We start from the raw sequence: 19,993 nt of genomic DNA, 5'->3' as shown, positions 1-19,993 counted from the left end.
GGTGAGCGCGATGCTGCAACGCCTGTCGCTCGGCATGCTGCTGCTGTGCGCGTTCAGCGCGGCGGCGGCCTGCGAGTGGCCGGGCTGGCAACAGTACAAGCAGTACTACATCAGCCCGCAGGGGCGGGTGATCGATCCGAGCAGCCCGAACAAAATCACCACCTCCGAGGGACAGAGTTACGGCCTGTTCTTCGCCCTGGTGGCCAACGACCGGCCGACCTTCGATCGGCTGTTGGCCTGGACGGAGAACAACCTGGCGGCGGGCGATCTCAGCGCCCGTTTGCCCGCCTGGCTGTGGGGCGAGAGCGACGACAAGCAGTGGAAGGTGCTGGACGCCAATTCGGCGTCGGATGCCGATCTGTGGATCGCTTACAACCTGCTCGAAGCCGGCCGCCTGTGGAAAAGCCGGCGTTATCAAACCCTGGGGACGCTGCTGCTGCAACGCATCGGCCGCGAGGAAGTGGCCGACATTCCCGGCCTGGGCCTGATGCTGTTGCCGGGCAAAGTCGGGTTCGTGGCGGAAGATCGCTGGCGGCTGAACCCCAGCTACCTGCCGCCGCAGCTGCTGGCGCGTTTTGCGGCGCTGAACGGCCCGTGGCGCGCGATGCGCCAGGTCAATCAGCGGCTGTGGCTGGACACTGCGCCGCACGGCTTCTCACCGGACTGGGTGGTGTGGCGGGTCGGTGCCGGCTGGCAGCCGGATACCGTCAAGCCGAACGTCGGCAGCTACGACGCCATTCGGGTTTATCTGTGGGCCGGCATGCTGGCGGACGACGATGAGCACAAGGCGGCGCTGCTCGAACGCTTCCAGCCGATGGCGCAGCTCACCGCCAAACAGGGCGTGCCGCCGGAAAAAACCGATACCGCCAGCGGCAAAACCACCGGCACCGGCCCGGTCGGCTTTTCCGCCTCGATGCTGCCGATGTTGGCGACGCAGGCCGAGGCACTGACGACACAGCGGCAACGCATCAGCGAATATCCGCCGGGTGACGACGCCTATTTCAGCGCCTCGCTGACGCTGTTCGGTCAGGGGTGGGATCAACAACGTTATCGCTTTAATCGTCAGGGTGAATTGCAACCCTCGTGGGACGGCCAATGCACAACTTCAAAATAAACTGGCTGAATTTGATTCCGCTGAGTCTGGCGATGTTGCCGCAGGCACGCGCTGCGGAAGCCGTGGCGCCGGAACAGTGGTTGTTGGAACAGGTGCGTATTGGCGAGGCCGGCAACAAGGACGATCTGGTGCGCCAGTCGTTGTACCGGCTCGAGCTAATGGATCCGAACAACCCGGACGTGATCGCCGCGCGCATGCGTTTGGCGCTGCGGCAGGGCAATATGGCGCTGGCGCAGCAGCAGTTGGACAAGCTGAAAACCCTCGCGCCGCAGTCCAGCGCCTATCGCCAGGCGCAAATGAACATGCTGCTGACGCAGCCGGAAACCCGGCAAAAGCTGCAGCAGGCCCGCCTGATGGCGACCGCCGGCCGGTTGCCGGAGGCCAAGGCGCAGTACGATGCGCTGTTCCACGGCGAGCCGCCGACGCTCGATCTGGCGGTGGAATATTGGCGGCTGGTGGCGCGTTTGCCGGGGCAGGAGGCGAAGGCGTTGAAGCAGCTGCAGGCGCTGGATCAGCAATATTCCGGCAACGTGGCGCTGCGTATGTCGCTGGCGCGCATGCTGTTCAGTCAGAACCAGGACGCGCAGGCCTATGAGCTGCTGCAGAAGATTGCCGCCGATCCGGCCGGGCGCGGCGATGCCGCCGATCTGTGGCTGGACAAGGTCAAAGCGATGCCGGTCAGCGCGCAAAGCGTGGCGGCGCTCAACCGCTTCCTCGGCGTGTTCGACACCGGCGATCAGGCGACCAGCGCCCGCGAAGAGCTGGCCAGACAGCAGAAACTGTTGGCCGATCCGGCGTATCAGGCGCGGGTACGCGGCCTGGCACAGGTGGATAAAGGCGGCAGCCGGGCGGCCATTCCGGAGTTACAAAAGGCGTTGGCGGCGACGCCGAACGACGCCGAGGTGCTGGGCGCGCTCGGCCAGGCCTATTCGCGCGCCGGCAACCGCCCGCAGGCGCTGAAACTGTTCCGCCAGGCGCTGGCCGCCGACAAGAACGGCTACGACAGCGGCAAGTGGCAAAGCCTGATCAAGAGCACCGGCTACTGGCTGGCGATCGACGAAGGCGACAAGGCGCTGAAGGCCGGCAATCTCACGCTGGCCAGGCAGAAATACCAGCAGGCGCGCCAGCTCGACGACAGCAACGGCGATGCGTTTATCGGCCTGGGCGATGTGGCGGTGGCGAGCAAGGATGACGCCGCGGCGGAAGGGTTTTATCAGCAGGCGCTGCGGCGCGACCCCGGCAACGGCAGCGCGCTGCGTGGCCTGGTGAATCTCTATCAACGCCAGTCGCCGGAAAAAGCGCTGGCCTACCTCAACGGCCTGCCGCGCAGCCAACAGGCCAAACTGCGCAGCACTCTCGACGGGCTGCGGCTCGATATGTTGAAACAGCAGGCGGAGGCACTGGCGGCACAGCAGCAGTGGCAGCAGGCGGCGGAAATCTATCGCCGCGCTCAGCCGATGGATCCCGACGACGTCTGGCTGACCTATCGCTATGCGCAGGCGCTGCGTCAGGCCGGGCAGCCGCAGCAGGCGGACGCGCTGTTCCGGCAGCTGGCGCAGCGTCAGCGCGCCAATCCGCAGTTGGCCTATGCCTATGCGCTCTACCTTTCCGGCAGCGATCGCGACGACCAGGCGCTGGCGCAGCTCAATACGCTGCCTGCGGCGCAGTGGAACGACAACATGCGCGAACTGGCGCAGCGGCTGAAAATGCAGGCGGTGATCGCGCAGGCCGAACGGCTGCGGGCGGCCGGTGACGAACCGGCGGCGGAAGCCTATCTGCGCCGGCAGCCGGCGGACACCCGCATCGATTTGCTGCTGGCCGACTGGGCGCTGGCGCGCGGGGAGTATGCGGCGGCGCTGGAGGATTATCAGCGGGTGAAACGGCGCGAACCGAACAACCCGGATGCGCAACTGGGCGAGATCGAAGCCTATGTCGCGCAAGGGGATTTGGACGCGGCGCGCCAGCGGCTGAAAACCGAACCGCAGCCGCAAGACGCTTCGCTCAACAGCCAACGGCGGGTGGCCAACGCCTGGGGGGCGGTCGGCGATCCGCAGCAGGCCGAAGCGCTCTTCAGCCGGCTGAAAACGGCGGCGGCCTCGGAGCCCGTTGGGCAGACCAAGGCGCTGATCTACCGCGACGCCGCCCGTCTGGAACGGGCGCAGCGGCAACCGGAGCGGGCGCAGCAGGATTACCGCCAGGCGATGGTCGCCGGCGGCATCACGCCGACGCTGCCGCAGGGCAATGACAGCTACACCTATTTGACGCGCAATAACCCGAGTGATGATTGGTTGAAACGCGGCATCCGTTCCGACGCCGCGGATCTGTATCGGCAGCAAGACGTGAACGTCACGCTCGATCACGATTACTGGCGCTCGAGCGGCACCGGCGGCATTTCCGATTTCAACGCGCATGACACCATGCTGCAGATGGACATGCCGCTGTATGACGGGCGCGCCTTCTTGCGCACCGACACCGTGCAGCTGGACGCCGGCCGCTTCTCGACCGACGGCAGCGGCAAATACTACGAGACCTTCGGCACCTGCAATACGCAAGGGTGCCGCGGCGATGAACACCAGAAAACTACCGGCACCAGCGTGGCGGCCGGCTGGAAAAACGACCGCTGGGCCGCCGACATCGGCACGACGCCGATGGGCTTTGAGGTGGTCGACTGGACCGGCGGCCTGGCCTACAGCGGCGACTGGAACCACATCGGTTGGACGCTGGCGGCCTCGCGGCGGCCGATCTCCAGCTCGCTGCTGGCGTTCGGCGGTGCCAAAGATCCGAACACCGGCACCACCTGGGGCGGCGTGCGCGCCACCGGCGTCAGCCTGAGCGCGAGCTACGATCGCGGCGAGGCGAACGGCGTGTGGGCCGATCTCAGCGCGCACCAGATTACCGGCAAGAACGTGGCGGACAACCAGCGGCAGCGGTTGATGGCCGGCTACTACTACAAGCTGATCAACGAAGACAATCGCCGTCTGAGCGTCGGGCTCAATACCATGCTGTGGCACTACCAGAAGGATTTGAGCGGCTATTCGCTGGGGCAGGGCGGCTATTACAGCCCGCAGCAATATCTGTCGCTGTCGCTGCCGGTCAACTATCGCCAGCGCACCGAAAACTGGTCGTGGGAGCTGGGCGGTTCGGTTTCGCTGTCCCATTCGAAAACCGACAGCCAGCGCCGCTATCCGCTGCAGGGGCTGATCCCGGATTCACTGCCCGATAAGTTCGCCGTCGAGGACGGCAGCGCCTCGAGCGGCGTCGGTTATACGCTGCGGGCGATCGTCGAACGCCGCCTCAGTTCGCACTGGACGCTCGGTGCCGGCATCGACATTCAGCAGGCGAAGGACTATACGCCGAGCCATGCGTTGATTTATCTGCGTTATTCCCTGGCCGGCTGGCAGGGAGATCTCGATTTGCCGCCGCAACCGCTGACGCCTTACGCCGACTTCAAGTAACCGGGAGGGGAAAGATTCGGAGTGTCGGACACCGGGGAGTTTTGTTACCCTGTGTCCGGGTCGCGTTTGTTCGCTTTAGGAAAAGACTGAAACCCGCGATTTTCTTGGCTTTGCCTGCGGCATAGCCAGATTAAAACAGCCGATGATCGAGTATACTCAGCCCGGTTCGAGGGGACGGGGTGAGAGTCAGCCCCCTTTTTGTTTCAGCCCGATTTCACGGAGAGCAGGTTTGCGGGTCAGGCGTTCGTTAACGATTAAGCAGATGGCGACGGTGTCCGGCGTGGCGCTGGTCACGATCTGTATCTTTATCGTGATCCAGTTATTCCACTTTGTGCAGCAGCGCAGGGATGACTACGCCCAACAACTGGAGAATATCGCTCATTCCGTGCGTCAGCCGTTGGCGGAAGCGGTGCTGCGCATGGACGTGCCGGAAGCCAAAAAGGTGCTGAATACGCTGTTGCCGGTCGGCATTTTGAGCCGGGCGGATATCGTCTTGCCGAACGAGTTTCAGGCGCTGCACGCCAATTTCCCGCCTGAGAGGCCGGTGCCGACGCTGATCGCCCGGCTGTTTGAACTGCCGATCCAAATTTCCGTACCGCTCTATTCGCTGGAGCGGGTGCCGGCCAACCAGCAGCCGCTGGCCTATCTGGTGCTGCAGGCCGACTCGTTCCGCATGTATCAGTTTATCCTCAGCATTTTGTCGACCATGCTGTCGACCTACCTGCTGCTGGCGCTGATTCTGTCGGTGGCCATCACCTGGTGCATGAACCGGCTGATGGTGCATCCGCTGCGCGCGATGGCCAAGGAGCTGGAAAACATCTCGCAGGACGAAGCGCCCTATCACCAGCTGATGCTGCCGGCGCTGCACCAGGACGACGAGCTCGGCCTGTTGGTGCGCAACTACAACCGCAATCAACAGACGCTGGCCAAGGCGCATGCCGACATGAGCCGCCTCAGCACCCGCCATCCGGTGACCGAACTGCCGAATCCGGCGTTGCTGAACGCATTGCTGGAACAGCATATCGCTTCCAGCCTGCGCCCCGAGCGTTTTAACCTGCTGGTGATCGGCATCGAGACGCTGCATGAGGCCTCGGGCGTGATGAGCCCGGCGATGCGTGAAGCGTTGCTGTTGGCGCTGGCGAAGAAGCTGCGCGGCTGCATCGACGAAAACGGCGTGCTGGCGCAGCTGAGCAATACCGAATTCGCCATCCTGGCCAAGGGCACCGAGCGGCCGTTCCACGCCATGCAGCTGGCGCGGCGCATCATGGCGGAGATCAACGCGCCGTTGACGCTGGAGGGGCTGGCGCTGCGGCCCAACGCCAGCATCGGCATCGCGCACTACCTCAATCAGGGGGAAAGTGCGGAACAGCTGCTGCGCAGCGCCACCTCGGCGATGATGTCCGCGCATCGTGAAGGGAAAAATCAGATCCTGTTCTTCGAACCCAGCCTGACGGAACGCACGCAGAAGCGGCTGACGCAGGAGAGCGAGATCTTGCACGGCATCGAACAGCGGCATTTTACGCTGTTCCTGCAGCCGCAGATCGACATGCAGTCCAACGAGGTGATTGGCGCCGAAGCGCTGCTGCGTTGGCAGCAGTATGACGGCAGCTATACCCTGCCGGCCGACGTTATCCCGCTCGCGGAAGAGCTGGGCGTGATCGTGCCCCTCGGCAACTGGGTGCTGGAAGAGTCCTGCCGTATCCTGGCGGACTGGCAGCAACACGGCATTGAGCTGCCGCTGGCGGTCAACGTTTCCGGTATTCAGATGCAGGATGAGGCGTTCGTTCCACATCTGAAAAACCTGCTGGCGCAGTATCGGATCGATCCGCGCAAGCTGCTGCTGGAGATCACCGAGACGGTACGCATCGACGATCTCGACCGTGCGCTGGCGCTGCTGCGTGAGCTGCACGATCTGGGATTGTCGATCGCGCTGGACGACTTCGGCATGGGCTACTCCAGCCTGGAGTACCTGAACCGCTTGAAATCCCTGCCGATTGACTTGATTAAAATCGACCGCAGTTTCATTCAGGGGCTGCCGGCCGACGATGCGATGGTGCGCATCGTCAGCTCGATCTCTGAAGTGCTGGCGTTGCCGGTGATGGCCGAAGGCGTGGAAAACGCCGAGCAGCGCGACTGGCTGCTGAAGCACGGCATTCGCAGCGGGCAAGGATTCCTGTTTGCCCGGCCGCTGCCGCGCGAAGCGTTCGAAGCCGAGTTTTGCCGCGCGGCGCCGTGAGCGTCGCGTTACCTTTCCGGTACTTTTCCCCGTCCGAAAATCGCCATTCTTTCCCTACCTCTTTTGCGTTAGTGCAAACAAAGGCTTACGCAATTTTCAGCTTTGCACCCAGACTGACGCGTTTCAGCTCTTAAATTCACATCAACCCCGTGGGGCGGGTGCAACAAATTATTTCCATGTTGTTAAGTGGGTGTTATTTTCCGCGCAAGCGATGAACAGGCTGGATTTTTAGACTGCTGCCTGGTGCGTGTCTTCCCCCCCATAGGACGTTCATATGAAAACAACAATCTTTAAGAGCCTCTATTTTCAGGTGCTGACGGCGATCACGCTGGGTATCCTGCTTGGCCATTTCTATCCTGACCTCGGCGCCGAGATGAAACCTCTGGGCGATGGCTTCGTCAAACTGATCAAGATGATTATCGCCCCGGTGATCTTCTGCACCGTGGTGACCGGCATCGCCGGCATGGAAAGCATGAAGGCGGTGGGCCGCACCGGCGCCATCGCGCTGCTGTATTTTGAAATCGTCAGCACCATCGCGCTGATTATCGGCCTGGTGATCGTCAACCTGGTGCAACCGGGCGCCGGTATGAACGTCGATCCCGGCACGCTGGACGCCAAAGCGGTAGCGGTCTACGCCGAGCAGGCCCAGCAGCAGGGCATCATTCCGTTCCTGCTGGATATCATTCCCGGCAGCGTGATCGGCGCGTTCGCCAGCGGCAACATTCTGCAGGTGCTGCTGTTCGCGGTGCTGTTCGGCTTCGCCCTGCATCGTCTGGGTGAGAAAGGGCAGCTGATCTTCAACGTGATCGACAGCTTCTCGCGGGTGATTTTCGGCATCATCAACATGATCATGCGCCTGGCGCCGCTGGGGGCCTTCGGCGCCATGGCGTTTACCATCGGTAAATACGGCGTCGGTACCCTGGTGCAACTCGGCCAGCTGATCGTGTGCTTCTACATTACCTGTATCCTGTTCGTGGTGGTGGTGTTGGGCAGCATCGCCCGCGCCAACGGCTTCAGCATCTTCAAATTCGTCAACTACATCAAAGAAGAACTGTTGATCGTGCTGGGGACCTCGTCGTCCGAGTCCGCGCTACCGCGCATGCTGGATAAAATGGAGAAGCTGGGCTGCAAGAAATCGGTGGTGGGTCTGGTGATCCCGACCGGGTACTCCTTTAACCTGGACGGCACGTCTATCTACTTGACCATGGCCGCGGTGTTTATCGCGCAGGCGACCAATACCCACATGGACATCATGCATCAGGTTACTCTGCTGGTGGTGCTGCTGCTTTCCTCCAAAGGGGCGGCGGGCGTGACCGGCAGCGGCTTTATCGTGCTGGCCGCCACCATCTCCGCCGTCGGCCATCTGCCGTTGGCCGGCCTGGCGCTGATCCTCGGCATCGATCGCTTTATGTCGGAAGCCCGCGCGCTGACCAACCTGGTGGGTAACGGGGTGGCGACCGTGGTGGTGGCGAAGTGGTGCGACCAACTGGATGAGAAACAGCTGAAAGACACGCTGAACAACAAAAACGCCGGCGCGGACAAAACGCAGCCTTCCGCCTGAATTGGCGGCGAATCACCGGCCGCAGCCGCAGCCGGTGAGGGAAACCCCCTGCCTCGTAACGATTTCTTGCATTAAAAACCCCGCTATCTATTATTTTTCACTCTAATGAGTGACATCCGCAAAGGCGCGCGGTCTAACACGATGGTACACTTTCTGCTTTCCGCCCCACTGTGAAACTCAGGGCGTATTTTTATGATTCCATTGAATGGAATACACGCATTTGCATAAGAAATTGGATAGTCATTAAGTAGGGGTTCACATGCAGGGCACCAGAATTCATCTTATAGTTGGTGGGCTGCTATTGGCTGCCGCCAGTAGCAGCGTGCAGGCTGAAGCACTACAACCCGATCCTGCCTGGCAGCAGGGGTCGCTGGCCAACGGGTTTTCATGGCAGATTCTCGACACGCCGCAGCGGCCAAGCGACCGCGTGGAACTGCGGCTGATCGTCAATACCGGCTCCCTGGTGGAGTCTTCGCAGCAGACCGGCTTCGCCCATCTGCTGCCGCGGCTGGCGTTGGCGCGCAGCGAAAGCTTTACCGCGCCGCAGCTGCGCGCCCTGTGGCAACAGAGCGTGGATAACGAGCGGCCGCTGCCGCCGGCGATCATCTCGTATGATTTCACCATGTATAACCTCAGCCTGCCGAACAACCGGCCCGACCTGCTGAAAGAAGCGCTGGCCTGGCTGGCGGACACCACCGGCAAACTGGCGATCGACGAGCATACGGTGCATGCGGTGATGAATTCCAACATCAATCCGGTCGGCACTTTCCCGCCCAATACCAAAGATGCCTGGTGGCGTTACCGCCTGAAAGGCTCGACGCTGCTGGCGCACGATCCGGCGCAGCCGGCGAAACGGCCGGTCAATCTCGAGCAGCTGAAGAAATTCTATCAACAGTGGTATACCCCGGACGCCATGACGCTGTTCGTGGTCGGCAAGGTGGACAGCCGCAGCCTGGGCGAACAGATCAACAAGGCGTTCTCGCCGCTGCAGGGCAAACGTGAAACCCCGGCCCCGATGCCGACGCTGACGCCGCTGCCGCAGCAGCCGGTAAGCCTGATCAGCGAGCAGGTGAAGCAGGATACGCTGTCTATCATGTGGGATTCGCCGTGGCATCCGATTCGCGATTCGCAGAGCCTGCTCCGCTACTGGCGTGGCGATCTTGCCCGAGAGGCGCTGTTCTGGCATCTCCAGCAGACGTTGGAAAAAAGCGACCAGAAGAACCTGCATCTGGGCTTTGACTGCCGCGTGCAGTACCAGCGCGGGCAGTGCGCCATCCATCTGGATACGCCGAACAACAACCTGAACGGCAGCCTGGGCTTTATCGCCCGCGAGCTGGCCAACGTGCGTGACAACGGCCTGTCCAAAGAGGAATTCGATGCGTTGCTGGCGCAGAAAAACGATCAGCTGAGCAAGCTGTTCGCGACCTACGCCCGCACCGATACCGACGTGCTGATGAGCCAGCGCCTGCGTTCGCAGCAGAGCGGGGTGGTGGATATCGCGCCGGAGCTGTATCAGAAGCTGCGCCAGGAGTTCCTGTCCAGCCTGACGCTGGAGACGCTGAATCAGGCGCTGAAGCTGCAGCTTTCTCAGGAGGCGACGCTGGTGCTGATGCAGCCGAAGGGCGAGCCGGAAATGAGCATGAAGCAGCTGCAGGAAACCTATGACGGCATCATGATGCCGGCGCCGGCGGTGGTGACGGAAGAAGCCAAACCGGCCGACACCGCGGTGGCTGCGCCGGCGACGGACGCCGGCGCGCAGTAATGCGCAGCAGGGGGCTCAGGCCCCCTCAGTTGCGGTACAGCACCTTGATGATGTGGTAACCGAACTGGGTTTTGACCGGGCCGTAAGGTTTGAGCAGTGGGATGCTGAACACCGCTTTATCGAACGCCGGCACCATCGCGCCCTTGTTGAATTCGCCCAGCGAGCCGCCGTTGCGTTTTGACGGGCAGCTCGAGTATTTGCGCGCCAGCGTGTCGAAGCTGACGCCGCGCTTCAGCTTGGCCAGCAGCTCGTTGGCCAGCTTTTCATTGTCTACCAGAATGTGCAGGGCGCACGCCGTTTTTGCCATGGTAATGCCTTTGTCGATGCGAAAATTGCGCTGATTATACCCGCTAAATCTCATCGGCGCTTTCTGCTACAATTCCCTTCCACGTTTTACAGTCGAGCAAGCCAGCACCATGCGATTAAACCCCAGCCAACAACAAGCCGTCGAATTCGTTACCGGGCCCTGCCTGGTGTTGGCCGGTGCCGGTTCCGGCAAGACGCGCGTTATCACCAACAAGATAGCCCACCTGATCCACCACTGCGGCTATCAGGCGCGGCACATCGCCGCCGTGACCTTTACCAACAAGGCCGCACGCGAGATGAAAGAGCGCGTGTCGCAAACCCTGGGGCGTAAAGAGGCGCGCGGGCTGATGATTTCCACCTTCCATACCCTGGGGCTGGAGATCATCAAACGGGAATACGTGGCGTTGGGGATGAAGTCCAACTTCTCGCTGTTCGATGACCAGGATCAGCTGGCGCTATTGAAAGAGTTGACCGAAAAGTGGCTGGAAAGCGACAAAACGCTGGTGGCGCAGCTGATCTCGACCATCTCCAACTGGAAAAACGACCTGATCGATCCTCAGCGGGCGGCGGAGTTGGCGCGCTCGGAGCGCGACAAGCTGTTCGCCCACTGCTACGGCCTGTACCACGCCCATATGCGGGCGTGCAACGTGCTGGACTTCGACGACCTGATCCTGTTGCCGACGCTGTTGCTGCAACGCAACGAAGAGGTGCGCGAACGCTGGCAGCAGCGTATTCGCTATCTGCTGGTAGATGAGTACCAGGATACCAACACCAGTCAGTACGAGCTGGTTAAGCTGCTGGTGGGCAACCGCGCGCGCTTTACCGTGGTGGGTGACGACGACCAGTCGATCTACTCCTGGCGCGGCGCGCGGCCGCAGAACCTGGTGCTGCTGAAGGAAGATTTCCCGGCGCTGCAGGTGATCAAGCTGGAGCAAAACTACCGTTCCAGCGAGCGTATCCTGAAGGCGGCTAACATTCTGATCGCCAATAACCCGCACGTATTTGAAAAACGGCTGTTTTCCGAGCTGGGGTATGGTGAAGAGCTGAAAGTGGTGACCGCCAACAACGAGGATCACGAAGCCGAGCGGGTGGTGGGGGAGCTGATCGCCCACCACTTCGTGAAAAAGACCAACTACGGCGACTATGCGATCCTGTACCGCGGTAACCACCAGTCGCGGGTGTTTGAAAAGATGCTGATGCAGAACCGCATCCCGTACAAGATTTCCGGCGGCACGTCGTTTTTCTCGCGCCCCGAGATCAAGGATCTGCTGGCCTACCTGCGCGTGCTGACCAACCCGGAGGACGACAGCGCCTTCCTGCGCATCGTCAATACCCCCAAGCGCGAGATCGGCCCGGCGACGCTGCAGAAGCTCGGCGAATGGGCCAACCAGCGCAACAAGAGTTTATTCCACGCCAGTTTCGATCTGGGGCTGAGCCAGCACTTGACCGGGCGCGGGCTGGAGTCATTGCAGCGCTTTACCCATTGGCTCGGCGGTATCGCCCAGCAGGCGGAACGTGAGCCGGTGGCGGCGGTGCGCGATCTGATCCGCGGCGTGGACTATGAGAGCTGGCTGTTTGAAACCTCGACCAGCCCGAAGGCCGCCGAAATGCGGATGAAGAACGTCAACACGCTGTTCGGCTGGATGACCGAGATGCTGGAAGGCAACGATCTGGACGAGCCGATGACGCTGACCCAGGTGGTGACGCGCTTCACCCTGCGCGACATGATGGAGCGCGGTGAAAGCGAAGAAGAGCTGGATCAGGTACAGCTGATGACGCTGCACGCTTCCAAAGGGCTGGAGTTCCCCTACGTATTCCTGGTGGGCATGGAAGAGGGCCTGCTGCCGCACCAGAGCAGCATCGATGAAGATAATGTCGATGAAGAGCGGCGTCTGGCCTATGTGGGGATCACCCGCGCGCAAAAAGAGCTGATCTTCACCCTGTGTCGCGAGCGCCGTCAGTACGGCGAACTGGTGCGGCCGGAGCCGAGTCGCTTCCTGCTGGAACTGCCGCAGGACGATTTGGCGTGGGAAACCGAGCGCAAAGTGGTGAGCCCGCAGGAGCGGATGCAGAAGGGGCAGAGCCATCTGGCCAATATCCGCGCCCAGCTGGCCAAGGCCAAAGGCGGGAATTAAAAAGACAGGGCGCGAATCGCGCCCTGGTCATTTCAACGCTGTTCTTCCAACCGCAGCGTCCAGTGGACGTAGCTCTGCCAGTGGCTTTCCTGCTCCAGCGCCTCGGCGCGCAGCGGATGCTGTTCCAGCCAACCCGGCGGTAAGATCACCGTCAGTTCATCGTCCTGATTGGCGCGTAACCGCACCGCCGGCAGCGTGTCATCGCGGCGGCGGCTGGCGAAGATGATCGCCAGGCGCAAAATGCGGCACAGACGCTGCGCAGTGCGCGGCGGCAGGGCGTTTTGCTGGTTTAACAGCGACAGGTCGAGGGTGTTGCTCTGGTTTTGCAGCAGGGTGGCCAGCAGTTTTTTCTGCGCCGGGGTAAAGCCGGGTAAGTCCAGGTTGCGGATCAGGTAAGCGGCGTGTTGCGGCGCCTGCTTGAAATCGACGCTGAGGCCGAGTTCGTGGATCAGACTGGCGCTGTGCAACAGTTCGCGACATCGCGCATCCAGCTGCCACTCGTTGGCGACCTGCTGCGAGAAGTTGGCGGCGAGTTGGCTGACGCGTTCGGCCTGCTCGGTGTCGATCAGGTAGCGACGCTGCAGGTTGCGGATGGTGCGGATGCGAATATCCTGCTCCACCGGCAGATGCAGCATGCCGTAAACCAGGCCTTCACGCAGCGCCCCGCCGGCCAGCATCATGCTCTCGATGCCCAGCTCCTGGAAGATGGCCAACAGAATGGACAGGCCGCTCGGGAAGACCAGCGCGCGCTCCAACGTCAACCCTTCGATCTCCAGCTCTTCCAGCTTGCCGCACTGAATAGCGCGCTGTTTCAGCTGGCGCAGTTTGGGCAGGGTGATGCGTTCATCCATGCCTTGCGCCACCATGATTTCCTGCAGCGCCTGCACGGTGCCGGAAGCGCCGACGCAGATCTGCCAACCTTGCTGGCGCAGCTGCGGTGCGATCGGCCGCACCATTTCGCGCGCGGCCTGTTCGGCGCGTTCGAAGTTTTCTTGCCCGAGGTTGCGATCGCTGAAATAGCGCTCCAGCCAGGTAACGCAGCCCATCGACAGGCTATACAGCTGCGATGCCTGTGCGCCGGTGCCGGTGACCAGTTCGGTGCTGCCGCCGCCGATGTCGACGACCAGCCGCCGATCCGGCCCGCCGGTGGTGTGCGCGACGCCGTGATAAATCAGCCGCGCCTCTTCTTCGCCGCTGATCACCTGCACCGGGCAGCCGAGGATTTGCTCGGCGACCTGCAGAAACTCATCGGCGTTGGACGCCAGGCGCAGCGTGGCGGTGGCGACGACGCGGATCTGCTCGCGCGGAATGTCCTGCAGGCGTTCGGAGAACAGCCGCAGGCACTGCCAGCCGCGTTGCATGGCCTCATGCGACAGGTGATTGTTCTGATCCAGCCCGGCCGCCAGGCGCACCTTGCGCTTGATCCGCGCCAGAGTCTGAATGCTGCCGGCTACCTCGCGCACCACCAACATGTGGAAGCTGTTGGAGCCGAGATCGATGGCAGCATAAAGCGTGCTGGAACTGAGCATGGCGATCAGCTCGAACGTTTACGGTTGCTGCGCGGCGCACCGCCGCGACGAGGCGCGGAGTTGCGACGTGGGCCGTTGCCGCCGCGCGGACGCGACAGGCGCTTCGGCGCCGGCAAATCGGTCAGCAGCGCATCGCTGTTGTACTTGCTCACCGGAATGCTGTGGTCGATATAGGTCTCGATCGCCGGCAGGTTGAGCGCGTACTCTTCACACGCCAGACTGATGGAGTGGCCGCTGGCGCCTGCGCGGCCGGTACGGCCGATGCGGTGCACGTAGTCTTCGCAGTCGTCAGGCAGATCGTAGTTGAAAACGTGCGTGACGGAAGGGATGTGCAGACCGCGCGCGGCGACGTCGGTGGCGACCAGGATATCGAGGTTGCCTTTGGTGAAGTCGTCGAGGATACGCAGGCGTTTTTTCTGCGCCACGTCACCGGTCAGCAGGCCAACGCGGTGACCGTCGGCGGCCAGATGGCCCCAGATGTCTTCGCAGCGGTGCTTGGTGTTGGCGAAGATGATGGCACGATCCGGCCACTCTTCTTCGATCAGCGTCTGCAGCAGACGCATTTTTTCTTCGTTGGACGGGTAGAACAGCTCTTCTTTAATGCGGTGGCCGGTTTTCTGTTCCGGTTCCACTTCAACATATTCGGCGTTGTTCATCTGCTCGAAGGCCAGCTCGCGTACGCGATAGGACAGGGTGGCGGAGAACAGCATGTTCAGGCGTTGATCGGCCGCAGGCATGCGGCGGAACAGCCAACGGATGTCTTTGATAAAGCCGAGATCGTACATGCGATCGGCTTCATCCAGCACGACGACCTGCATCGCGCCGAGATCGACATAGTTCTGTTTGGTGTAATCGATTAAACGGCCGGTGGTGCCAATCAGAATGTCCACGCCGCTTTCCAGCACTTTCAGCTGCTTGTCGTAGCCGTCGCCGCCGTAGGCCAGGCCCAGTTTCAGGCCGGTGCTCTGGGAGAGCGCTTCTGCATCGGAGTGGATTTGCACCGCCAGTTCACGCGTAGGCGCCATGATCAAGGCGCGCGGCTGATTGGTCTGGCGATCCTGTTTCGCCGGGTGAGTCAGCAAATAGTGAAAAGTAGACGCCAAAAACGCCAGCGTCTTTCCGGTACCGGTTTGCGCCTGACCTGCAACGTCACGCCCGGAGAGCGTGAGCGGCAATGCTAACGCCTGGATGGGCGTGCAATTGTGAAACCCTTTTTTCTCAAGGGCTTCAAGGACTAACGGGTGCAGGGCGAAGTCGGAAAACTTCTGTTCGGTCAAGTGTGTTTTGCTCATAGTGTGGTAGAATATCAGCTAACTATTGCTTTACGAAAGCACATCCGTTGAAATAAACGCGGTGCAATAAAATCACCTTGAGTTGGTTAATGCTACACCAACAAGGTAGACATAATCCTGTGGAGTAGAACATGAGCGATAAAATTATTCACCTGACTGACAGCAGCTTCGAAGCCGATGTGCTGAAAGCGGAAGGGCCGATCCTGGTCGATTTCTGGGCTGAATGGTGTGGGCCGTGCAAGATGATTGCTCCGATTCTGGATGAGATTGCCGAAGAGTTCGAAGGCAAACTGACCATCACCAAGCTGAATATCGATCAGAACCCGGCTACCGCGCCTAAGTACGGTATCCGTGGTATCCCTACGCTGTTGCTGTTCAAGAACGGTGAAGTGGCCGCGACCAAGGTTGGCGCGTTGTCCAAAGGTCAGCTCAAAGATTTCCTGAACGCGAATCTGTAATCGGGCGGGAAGCCCAGTATCAGGCGCCTGGCGGTGATGTTCAATTCACCGCTAGACGCCTGCCAAGAAGCGTGTTAAGTTTAACCACACTGCATATAGAACTTGCCCGAAGTTTTAAATCTAAAGAGTTTGAATCTAAAGCTATACTCTGTGTCGAACCACTGGCGTTGAAAGTAAACTGAACTCAGCCCGTGTTTTGGCAATCAAACGGTTTTGCAAAAATCATTTTTAAGGTACCTTCGATCTTCAACCGTCAATGCGTGCGCCCGATGTAAGCCATTTCTTACCGCGACGGCTCTGCGCCCGGTGATCGAACGTCCAGTAAACAGGCACGCATCTCGCTGCCATACCATTCACGATACAAGTTCGAGACATACCCCGAGTTTAAGAACCCACCACTATGAATCTTACCGAATTAAAGAATACGCCGGTTTCTGAGCTGATTACTCTCGGCGAAAATATGGGGCTGGAAAACCTTGCCCGCATGCGCAAGCAGGACATTATCTTCTCCATTCTGAAGCAACATGCGAAAAGCGGAGAAGATATCTTCGGCGACGGCGTGCTCGAGATATTGCAGGATGGATTCGGTTTCCTCCGCTCTGGAGACAGTTCCTACCTCGCCGGTCCCGACGACATCTACGTATCCCCTAGCCAAATCCGCCGCTTCAACCTCCGCACAGGTGACACCATTTCCGGTAAGATTCGTCCGCCAAAAGAAGGCGAGCGCTATTTTGCCCTGTTGAAAGTCAACGAAGTCAACTACGACAAGCCGGAAAACGCCCGCAGCAAGATCCTGTTCGAGAACTTGACGCCGCTGCACGCCAATTCCCGTCTGCGGATGGAGCGCGGCAACGGTTCGACCGAAGACCTGACGGCGCGCGTACTGGATCTGGCGGCGCCGATTGGCCGCGGCCAGCGTGGCCTGATCGTGGCACCGCCGAAAGCCGGTAAAACCATGCTGCTGCAGAACATTGCGCAGAGCATCGCCTACAACCACCCTGACTGCGTGTTGATGGTGCTGTTGATCGACGAACGTCCGGAAGAAGTGACCGAGATGCAGCGTCTGGTGAAAGGCGAAGTGATCGCATCGACCTTCGACGAACCGGCTTCGCGTCACGTGCAAGTGGCCGAAATGGTGATCGAGAAGGCCAAGCGCCTGGTTGAACACAAGAAAGACGTGATCATTCTGCTCGACTCCATCACCCGTCTGGCGCGTGCCTACAACACCGTGGTACCGGCCTCAGGCAAGGTGCTGACCGGTGGTGTGGACGCCAACGCCCTGCATCGTCCGAAGCGCTTCTTCGGTGCGGCACGTAACGTGGAAGAGGGCGGCAGCCTGACCATCATCGCGACCGCGCTGGTTGATACCGGTTCGAAGATGGACGAAGTGATCTACGAAGAATTTAAAGGTACCGGCAACATGGAATTGCACCTGGCGCGTAAAATCGCCGAGAAACGCGTATTCCCTGCGATCGATTACAACCGCTCCGGTACCCGTAAAGAAGAGCTGCTCACCACCTCCGAAGAGCTGCAAAAAATGTGGATCCTGCGCAAAATCATCCATCCGATGGGGGAGATTGACGCGATGGAGTTCCTCATTAATAAGTTGGCGATGACTAAAACCAACGATGAATTCTTCGATATGATGAAACGCTCATAATTCGTTAAAAAATTCGCTGAACGCCACGCCTAGTCGTGGCGTTTTTCGCTTTTGGCGGATACGATAAGTAGCAGTAATGGAAAAGTAAGTTGTTTCCTTGACTTATTGAGAATTCATCTTGTTTGTCGGTCGGTTTCTCGCCGGTCGGCTTTGCTGCTGTCGTTTTGTCAGCCGAAGCGAAGATAATAGGCATGAATCACCGTTGTCATAGGAAATGACCGAAAGGTGGCGGGGGCCGATGGCGCAAGCTATTGCCCGTGGTAAGCTGCCTTATCTTCTACAGAGATCTGTTAACTGTGAACTTACTCACTATGAGTACTGAAATTCTATTTGTTTTCCTGTTTTCTTTGGCTTTTCTCTTTGTTGCCCGCAAGGCGGCAAAACGTATTGGTCTGGTAGATAAACCCAATTATCGCAAACGCCATCAGGGGCTGATTCCGCTGGTCGGCGGTATTTCCGTTTATGCCGGGCTGTGCTTCGCGTTTTGGATTTCTGAACAACCTATCGCGCACGCCCAGCTTTATCTTATCTGCGCCGGCATTCTGGTGTTTGTGGGCGCGCTCGACGATCGTTTCGACATCAGCGTTAAAATCCGCGCCCTGGTGCAGGCGTTGGTCGGCATCGCCATGATGGTGTTCGCTGGCCTCTATCTGCGCAGCTTCGGCCATGTGCTGGGCGACTGGGAGATGCTGCTGGGGCCGTTCGGCTATCTGGTGACGCTGTTCGCGGTATGGGCGGCGATCAACGCCTTCAACATGGTCGACGGCATCGATGGCCTGCTGGGGGGCTTGTCGTGCGTCTCCTTCGGCGCGCTGGGTCTGTTGCTGTACCTGAGCGGCCATCATGAGCTGGCGTTCTGGTGCTTTGCGATGATTGCTACCATCGTTCCCTATATTTTGCTCAACCTCGGCATCCTTGGCCGCCGTTATAAGGTGTTCATGGGGGACGCCGGCAGTACTCTGATCGGCTTTACCGCCATTTGGCTGCTGCTGCAAAGCTCGCAGGGAAAGGCACACTCGATTAACCCGGTGACCGCGCTGTGGATCATCGCTATTCCGCTGATGGACATGATAGCAATCATGTATCGTCGTTTACGCAAGGGGATGAGCCCCTTCTCTCCCGATCGTCAACATATTCACCACCTGATCATGCGCGCCGGCTTTACGCCGCGGCAGGCTTTCGTGTTGATCACCCTGGCGGCCGCATTGCTGGCGGCGGTTGGCGTGATCGGCGAACGCCTGACTTTTATCCCAGAGTGGGTTATGTTGGCATTATTCTTGCTTGCTTTCTTCCTGTACGGTTACTGCATCAAGCGTGCCTGGCGGGTTGCGCGGTACATTAAGCGTATCAAGCGTCGCCTGCGGCGTTCGAGCGATAACAAGCAAGTATCTTAACCAGAGGCTTTTTGGCTGTGATGAATCCAGAAACAACGTCTGACAAGCATACCCCGGCGGTGGATAACGAACTCGATATCCGCGGCCTGTGCTGCACCCTGTGGCGCGGCAAACCGTGGATTATCGGCATTGCGGTGCTGTTCGCGGCGGTCGCGCTGATCGTCTCTTATCTGGTTAAGCAAGAGTGGAGTGCGACCGCCATCACGGATAGACCTACGGTGAATGCGCTGGGCGGTTACTACTCGCAGCAGCAGTTCCTGCGTAATCTGGACGTGCGCACGCTGCCGGCGACGGCCGGCGATCAGCCGAGCATCGTGGACGAAGCGTACAATGAGTTCATCATGCAGCTGGCGGCCTACGATACGCGTCGCGATTTCTGGCTGCAGAGCGATTACTACAAGCAGCGTCAGGAAGGGGATGCCCGCGCCGATGCGGCGTTGCTCGACGAGCTGATCAACAACATCCTGTTCACGCCGCGCGACGACAAGAAAGTGCCGAATGACGGTGTGAAGCTGACGGCGGAAACCGCCGCTGACGCCAACCGCCTACTGCGCCAATACGTGGCCTTCGCCAGCCACCGCGCAGCCCTGCACCTGAACGAAGAGATCCAGGGGGCGTGGGCCGCCCGTACCACTTCAATGAAGGCGCAAGTCAAGCGTCAGGAAGCGGTAGCGGAGTCGGTTTACAAGCGTGAGCTGAACACCACACAGCAGGCGTTGAAAATCGCCGAGAGCCAGGGGATAAGCCGTACGCAAACCGACACTCCGGCCGAGCAACTGCCGGATTCGGATCTGTTCCTGCTGGGCCGGCCAATGCTGCAGGCGCGTCTGGAAGGTCTGCAGGCTTCCGGCCCGACCTATGACCTGGATTACGAGCAGAACCGCGCGATGCTGGCGACGCTGAACGTTGGTCCGACGTTGGATGAGAAGTTCCAGACCTATCGCTACTTGCGTACGCCGGAAGAGCCGGTAAAACGCGACAGCCCACGCCGGGTCTTCTGGCTGATTCTGTGGGGCGCGATGGGCGCTTTGGTTGGCGCGGGTGTTGCCTTGGCGCGTCGGCCGCGTAGTTAAAAATAATATAATAATCTG

Annotated in this window: 13 protein-coding genes; 10 read left to right on the top strand and 3 right to left on the bottom strand. The window is 60.2% G+C overall.

The window, feature by feature from the left end:
• Position 1 precedes the first annotated feature (1 nt).
• The 5 genes from bcsZ (at position 2) to GF111_RS12215 (ending at position 10,128) form a co-directional block, all read left to right on the top strand.
• On the top strand, positions 2–1,114 hold the full coding sequence (gene bcsZ / locus GF111_RS12235) for a cellulose synthase complex periplasmic endoglucanase BcsZ (RefSeq protein WP_080347974.1): 1,113 nt from the start codon (positions 2–4) through the stop codon (positions 1,112–1,114).
• On the top strand, positions 1,096–4,569 hold the full coding sequence (gene bcsC, locus GF111_RS12230; protein WP_038874042.1) for a cellulose synthase complex outer membrane protein BcsC: 3,474 nt from the start codon (positions 1,096–1,098) through the stop codon (positions 4,567–4,569). The genes bcsZ and bcsC overlap by 19 nt, the downstream gene beginning before the upstream one ends.
• 229 nt (positions 4,570–4,798) lie before the next feature.
• Entirely contained in the window at positions 4,799–6,805 is a 2,007-nt protein-coding gene (gene hmsP / locus GF111_RS12225) for a biofilm formation regulator HmsP (protein ID WP_110593601.1), read from the top strand.
• 274 nt (positions 6,806–7,079) lie between these two features.
• Positions 7,080–8,366: a dicarboxylate/amino acid:cation symporter gene (locus GF111_RS12220; RefSeq protein ID WP_038874048.1), complete on the top strand. Its 1,287-nt coding sequence runs from the start codon at positions 7,080–7,082 to the stop codon at positions 8,364–8,366.
• Positions 8,367–8,625: 259 nt separating this feature from the next.
• On the top strand, positions 8,626–10,128 hold the full coding sequence (locus GF111_RS12215) for a pitrilysin family protein (RefSeq protein ID WP_038874051.1): 1,503 nt from the start codon (positions 8,626–8,628) through the stop codon (positions 10,126–10,128).
• 25 nt (positions 10,129–10,153) lie between these two features.
• On the opposite strand, the gene ppiC is transcribed toward GF111_RS12215, so the two are convergent.
• On the bottom strand, positions 10,154–10,435 hold the full coding sequence (gene ppiC / locus GF111_RS12210; RefSeq protein WP_004934175.1) for a peptidylprolyl isomerase PpiC: 282 nt from the start codon (positions 10,433–10,435) through the stop codon (positions 10,154–10,156).
• A gap of 109 nt (positions 10,436–10,544) precedes the next feature.
• On the opposite strand from ppiC, the gene rep reads away from it, so the two are divergent.
• Complete coding sequence (rep, locus tag GF111_RS12205; protein ID WP_004934177.1) at positions 10,545–12,569, top strand: DNA helicase Rep; 2,025 nt, start codon at positions 10,545–10,547, stop codon at positions 12,567–12,569.
• 32 nt (positions 12,570–12,601) lie between these two features.
• Here the strand turns inward: rep and ppx are convergent, their stop codons facing one another.
• Both ppx and rhlB read right to left on the bottom strand, forming a co-directional pair.
• Positions 12,602–14,098, bottom strand: coding sequence for an exopolyphosphatase (gene ppx, locus GF111_RS12200; RefSeq protein ID WP_048232357.1), 1,497 nt, complete (start codon positions 14,096–14,098; stop codon positions 12,602–12,604).
• A gap of 5 nt (positions 14,099–14,103) precedes the next feature.
• Positions 14,104–15,390 (bottom strand): ATP-dependent RNA helicase RhlB, encoded by a 1,287-nt coding sequence (gene rhlB, locus GF111_RS12195; RefSeq protein WP_038874055.1) that lies wholly within the window; start codon positions 15,388–15,390, stop codon positions 14,104–14,106.
• Between the two features lie 131 nt (positions 15,391–15,521).
• On the opposite strand from rhlB, the gene trxA reads away from it, so the two are divergent.
• The 4 genes from trxA (at position 15,522) to wzzE (ending at position 19,975) form a co-directional block, all read left to right on the top strand.
• Positions 15,522–15,848: a thioredoxin TrxA gene (gene trxA / locus GF111_RS12190; protein ID WP_004934187.1), complete on the top strand. Its 327-nt coding sequence runs from the start codon at positions 15,522–15,524 to the stop codon at positions 15,846–15,848.
• 400 nt (positions 15,849–16,248) lie between these two features.
• Positions 16,249–17,508, top strand: a complete 1,260-nt coding sequence (rho, locus tag GF111_RS12185) for a transcription termination factor Rho (RefSeq protein WP_004934188.1) — start codon at positions 16,249–16,251, stop codon at positions 17,506–17,508.
• 296 nt (positions 17,509–17,804) lie between these two features.
• A complete protein-coding gene (gene wecA, locus GF111_RS12180) occupies positions 17,805–18,902 on the top strand; it encodes a UDP-N-acetylglucosamine--undecaprenyl-phosphate N-acetylglucosaminephosphotransferase (RefSeq protein WP_147190159.1) in 1,098 nt (365 codons plus the stop codon).
• A gap of 20 nt (positions 18,903–18,922) precedes the next feature.
• Positions 18,923–19,975, top strand: a complete 1,053-nt coding sequence (gene wzzE, locus GF111_RS12175; protein WP_147190161.1) for an ECA polysaccharide chain length modulation protein — start codon at positions 18,923–18,925, stop codon at positions 19,973–19,975.
• The last annotated feature ends 18 nt before the right edge of the window (positions 19,976–19,993 follow it).

The organism is Serratia sp. HRI (assembly GCF_010119335.3).
In the GTDB taxonomy this organism is placed as follows: Bacteria; Pseudomonadota; Gammaproteobacteria; order Enterobacterales; family Enterobacteriaceae; genus Serratia; species Serratia nevei.
This window is presented reverse-complemented; position numbering and strand designations above follow the sequence as displayed.

Coding starts and splice junctions, on each gene's coding strand:
- bcsC (WP_038874042.1), top strand. CDS start 1,096: ATGCACAACTTCAAAATAAACTGGCTGAATTTGATTCCGCTGAGTCTG.
- GF111_RS12220 (WP_038874048.1), top strand. CDS start 7,080: ATGAAAACAACAATCTTTAAGAGCCTCTATTTTCAGGTGCTGACGGCG.
- GF111_RS12215 (WP_038874051.1), top strand. CDS start 8,626: ATGCAGGGCACCAGAATTCATCTTATAGTTGGTGGGCTGCTATTGGCT.
- ppiC (WP_004934175.1), bottom strand. CDS start 10,435: ATGGCAAAAACGGCGTGCGCCCTGCACATTCTGGTAGACAATGAAAAG.
- rep (WP_004934177.1), top strand. CDS start 10,545: ATGCGATTAAACCCCAGCCAACAACAAGCCGTCGAATTCGTTACCGGG.
- ppx (WP_048232357.1), bottom strand. CDS start 14,098: ATGCTCAGTTCCAGCACGCTTTATGCTGCCATCGATCTCGGCTCCAAC.
- rhlB (WP_038874055.1), bottom strand. CDS start 15,390: ATGAGCAAAACACACTTGACCGAACAGAAGTTTTCCGACTTCGCCCTG.
- trxA (WP_004934187.1), top strand. CDS start 15,522: ATGAGCGATAAAATTATTCACCTGACTGACAGCAGCTTCGAAGCCGAT.
- rho (WP_004934188.1), top strand. CDS start 16,249: ATGAATCTTACCGAATTAAAGAATACGCCGGTTTCTGAGCTGATTACT.
- wzzE (WP_147190161.1), top strand. CDS start 18,923: ATGAATCCAGAAACAACGTCTGACAAGCATACCCCGGCGGTGGATAAC.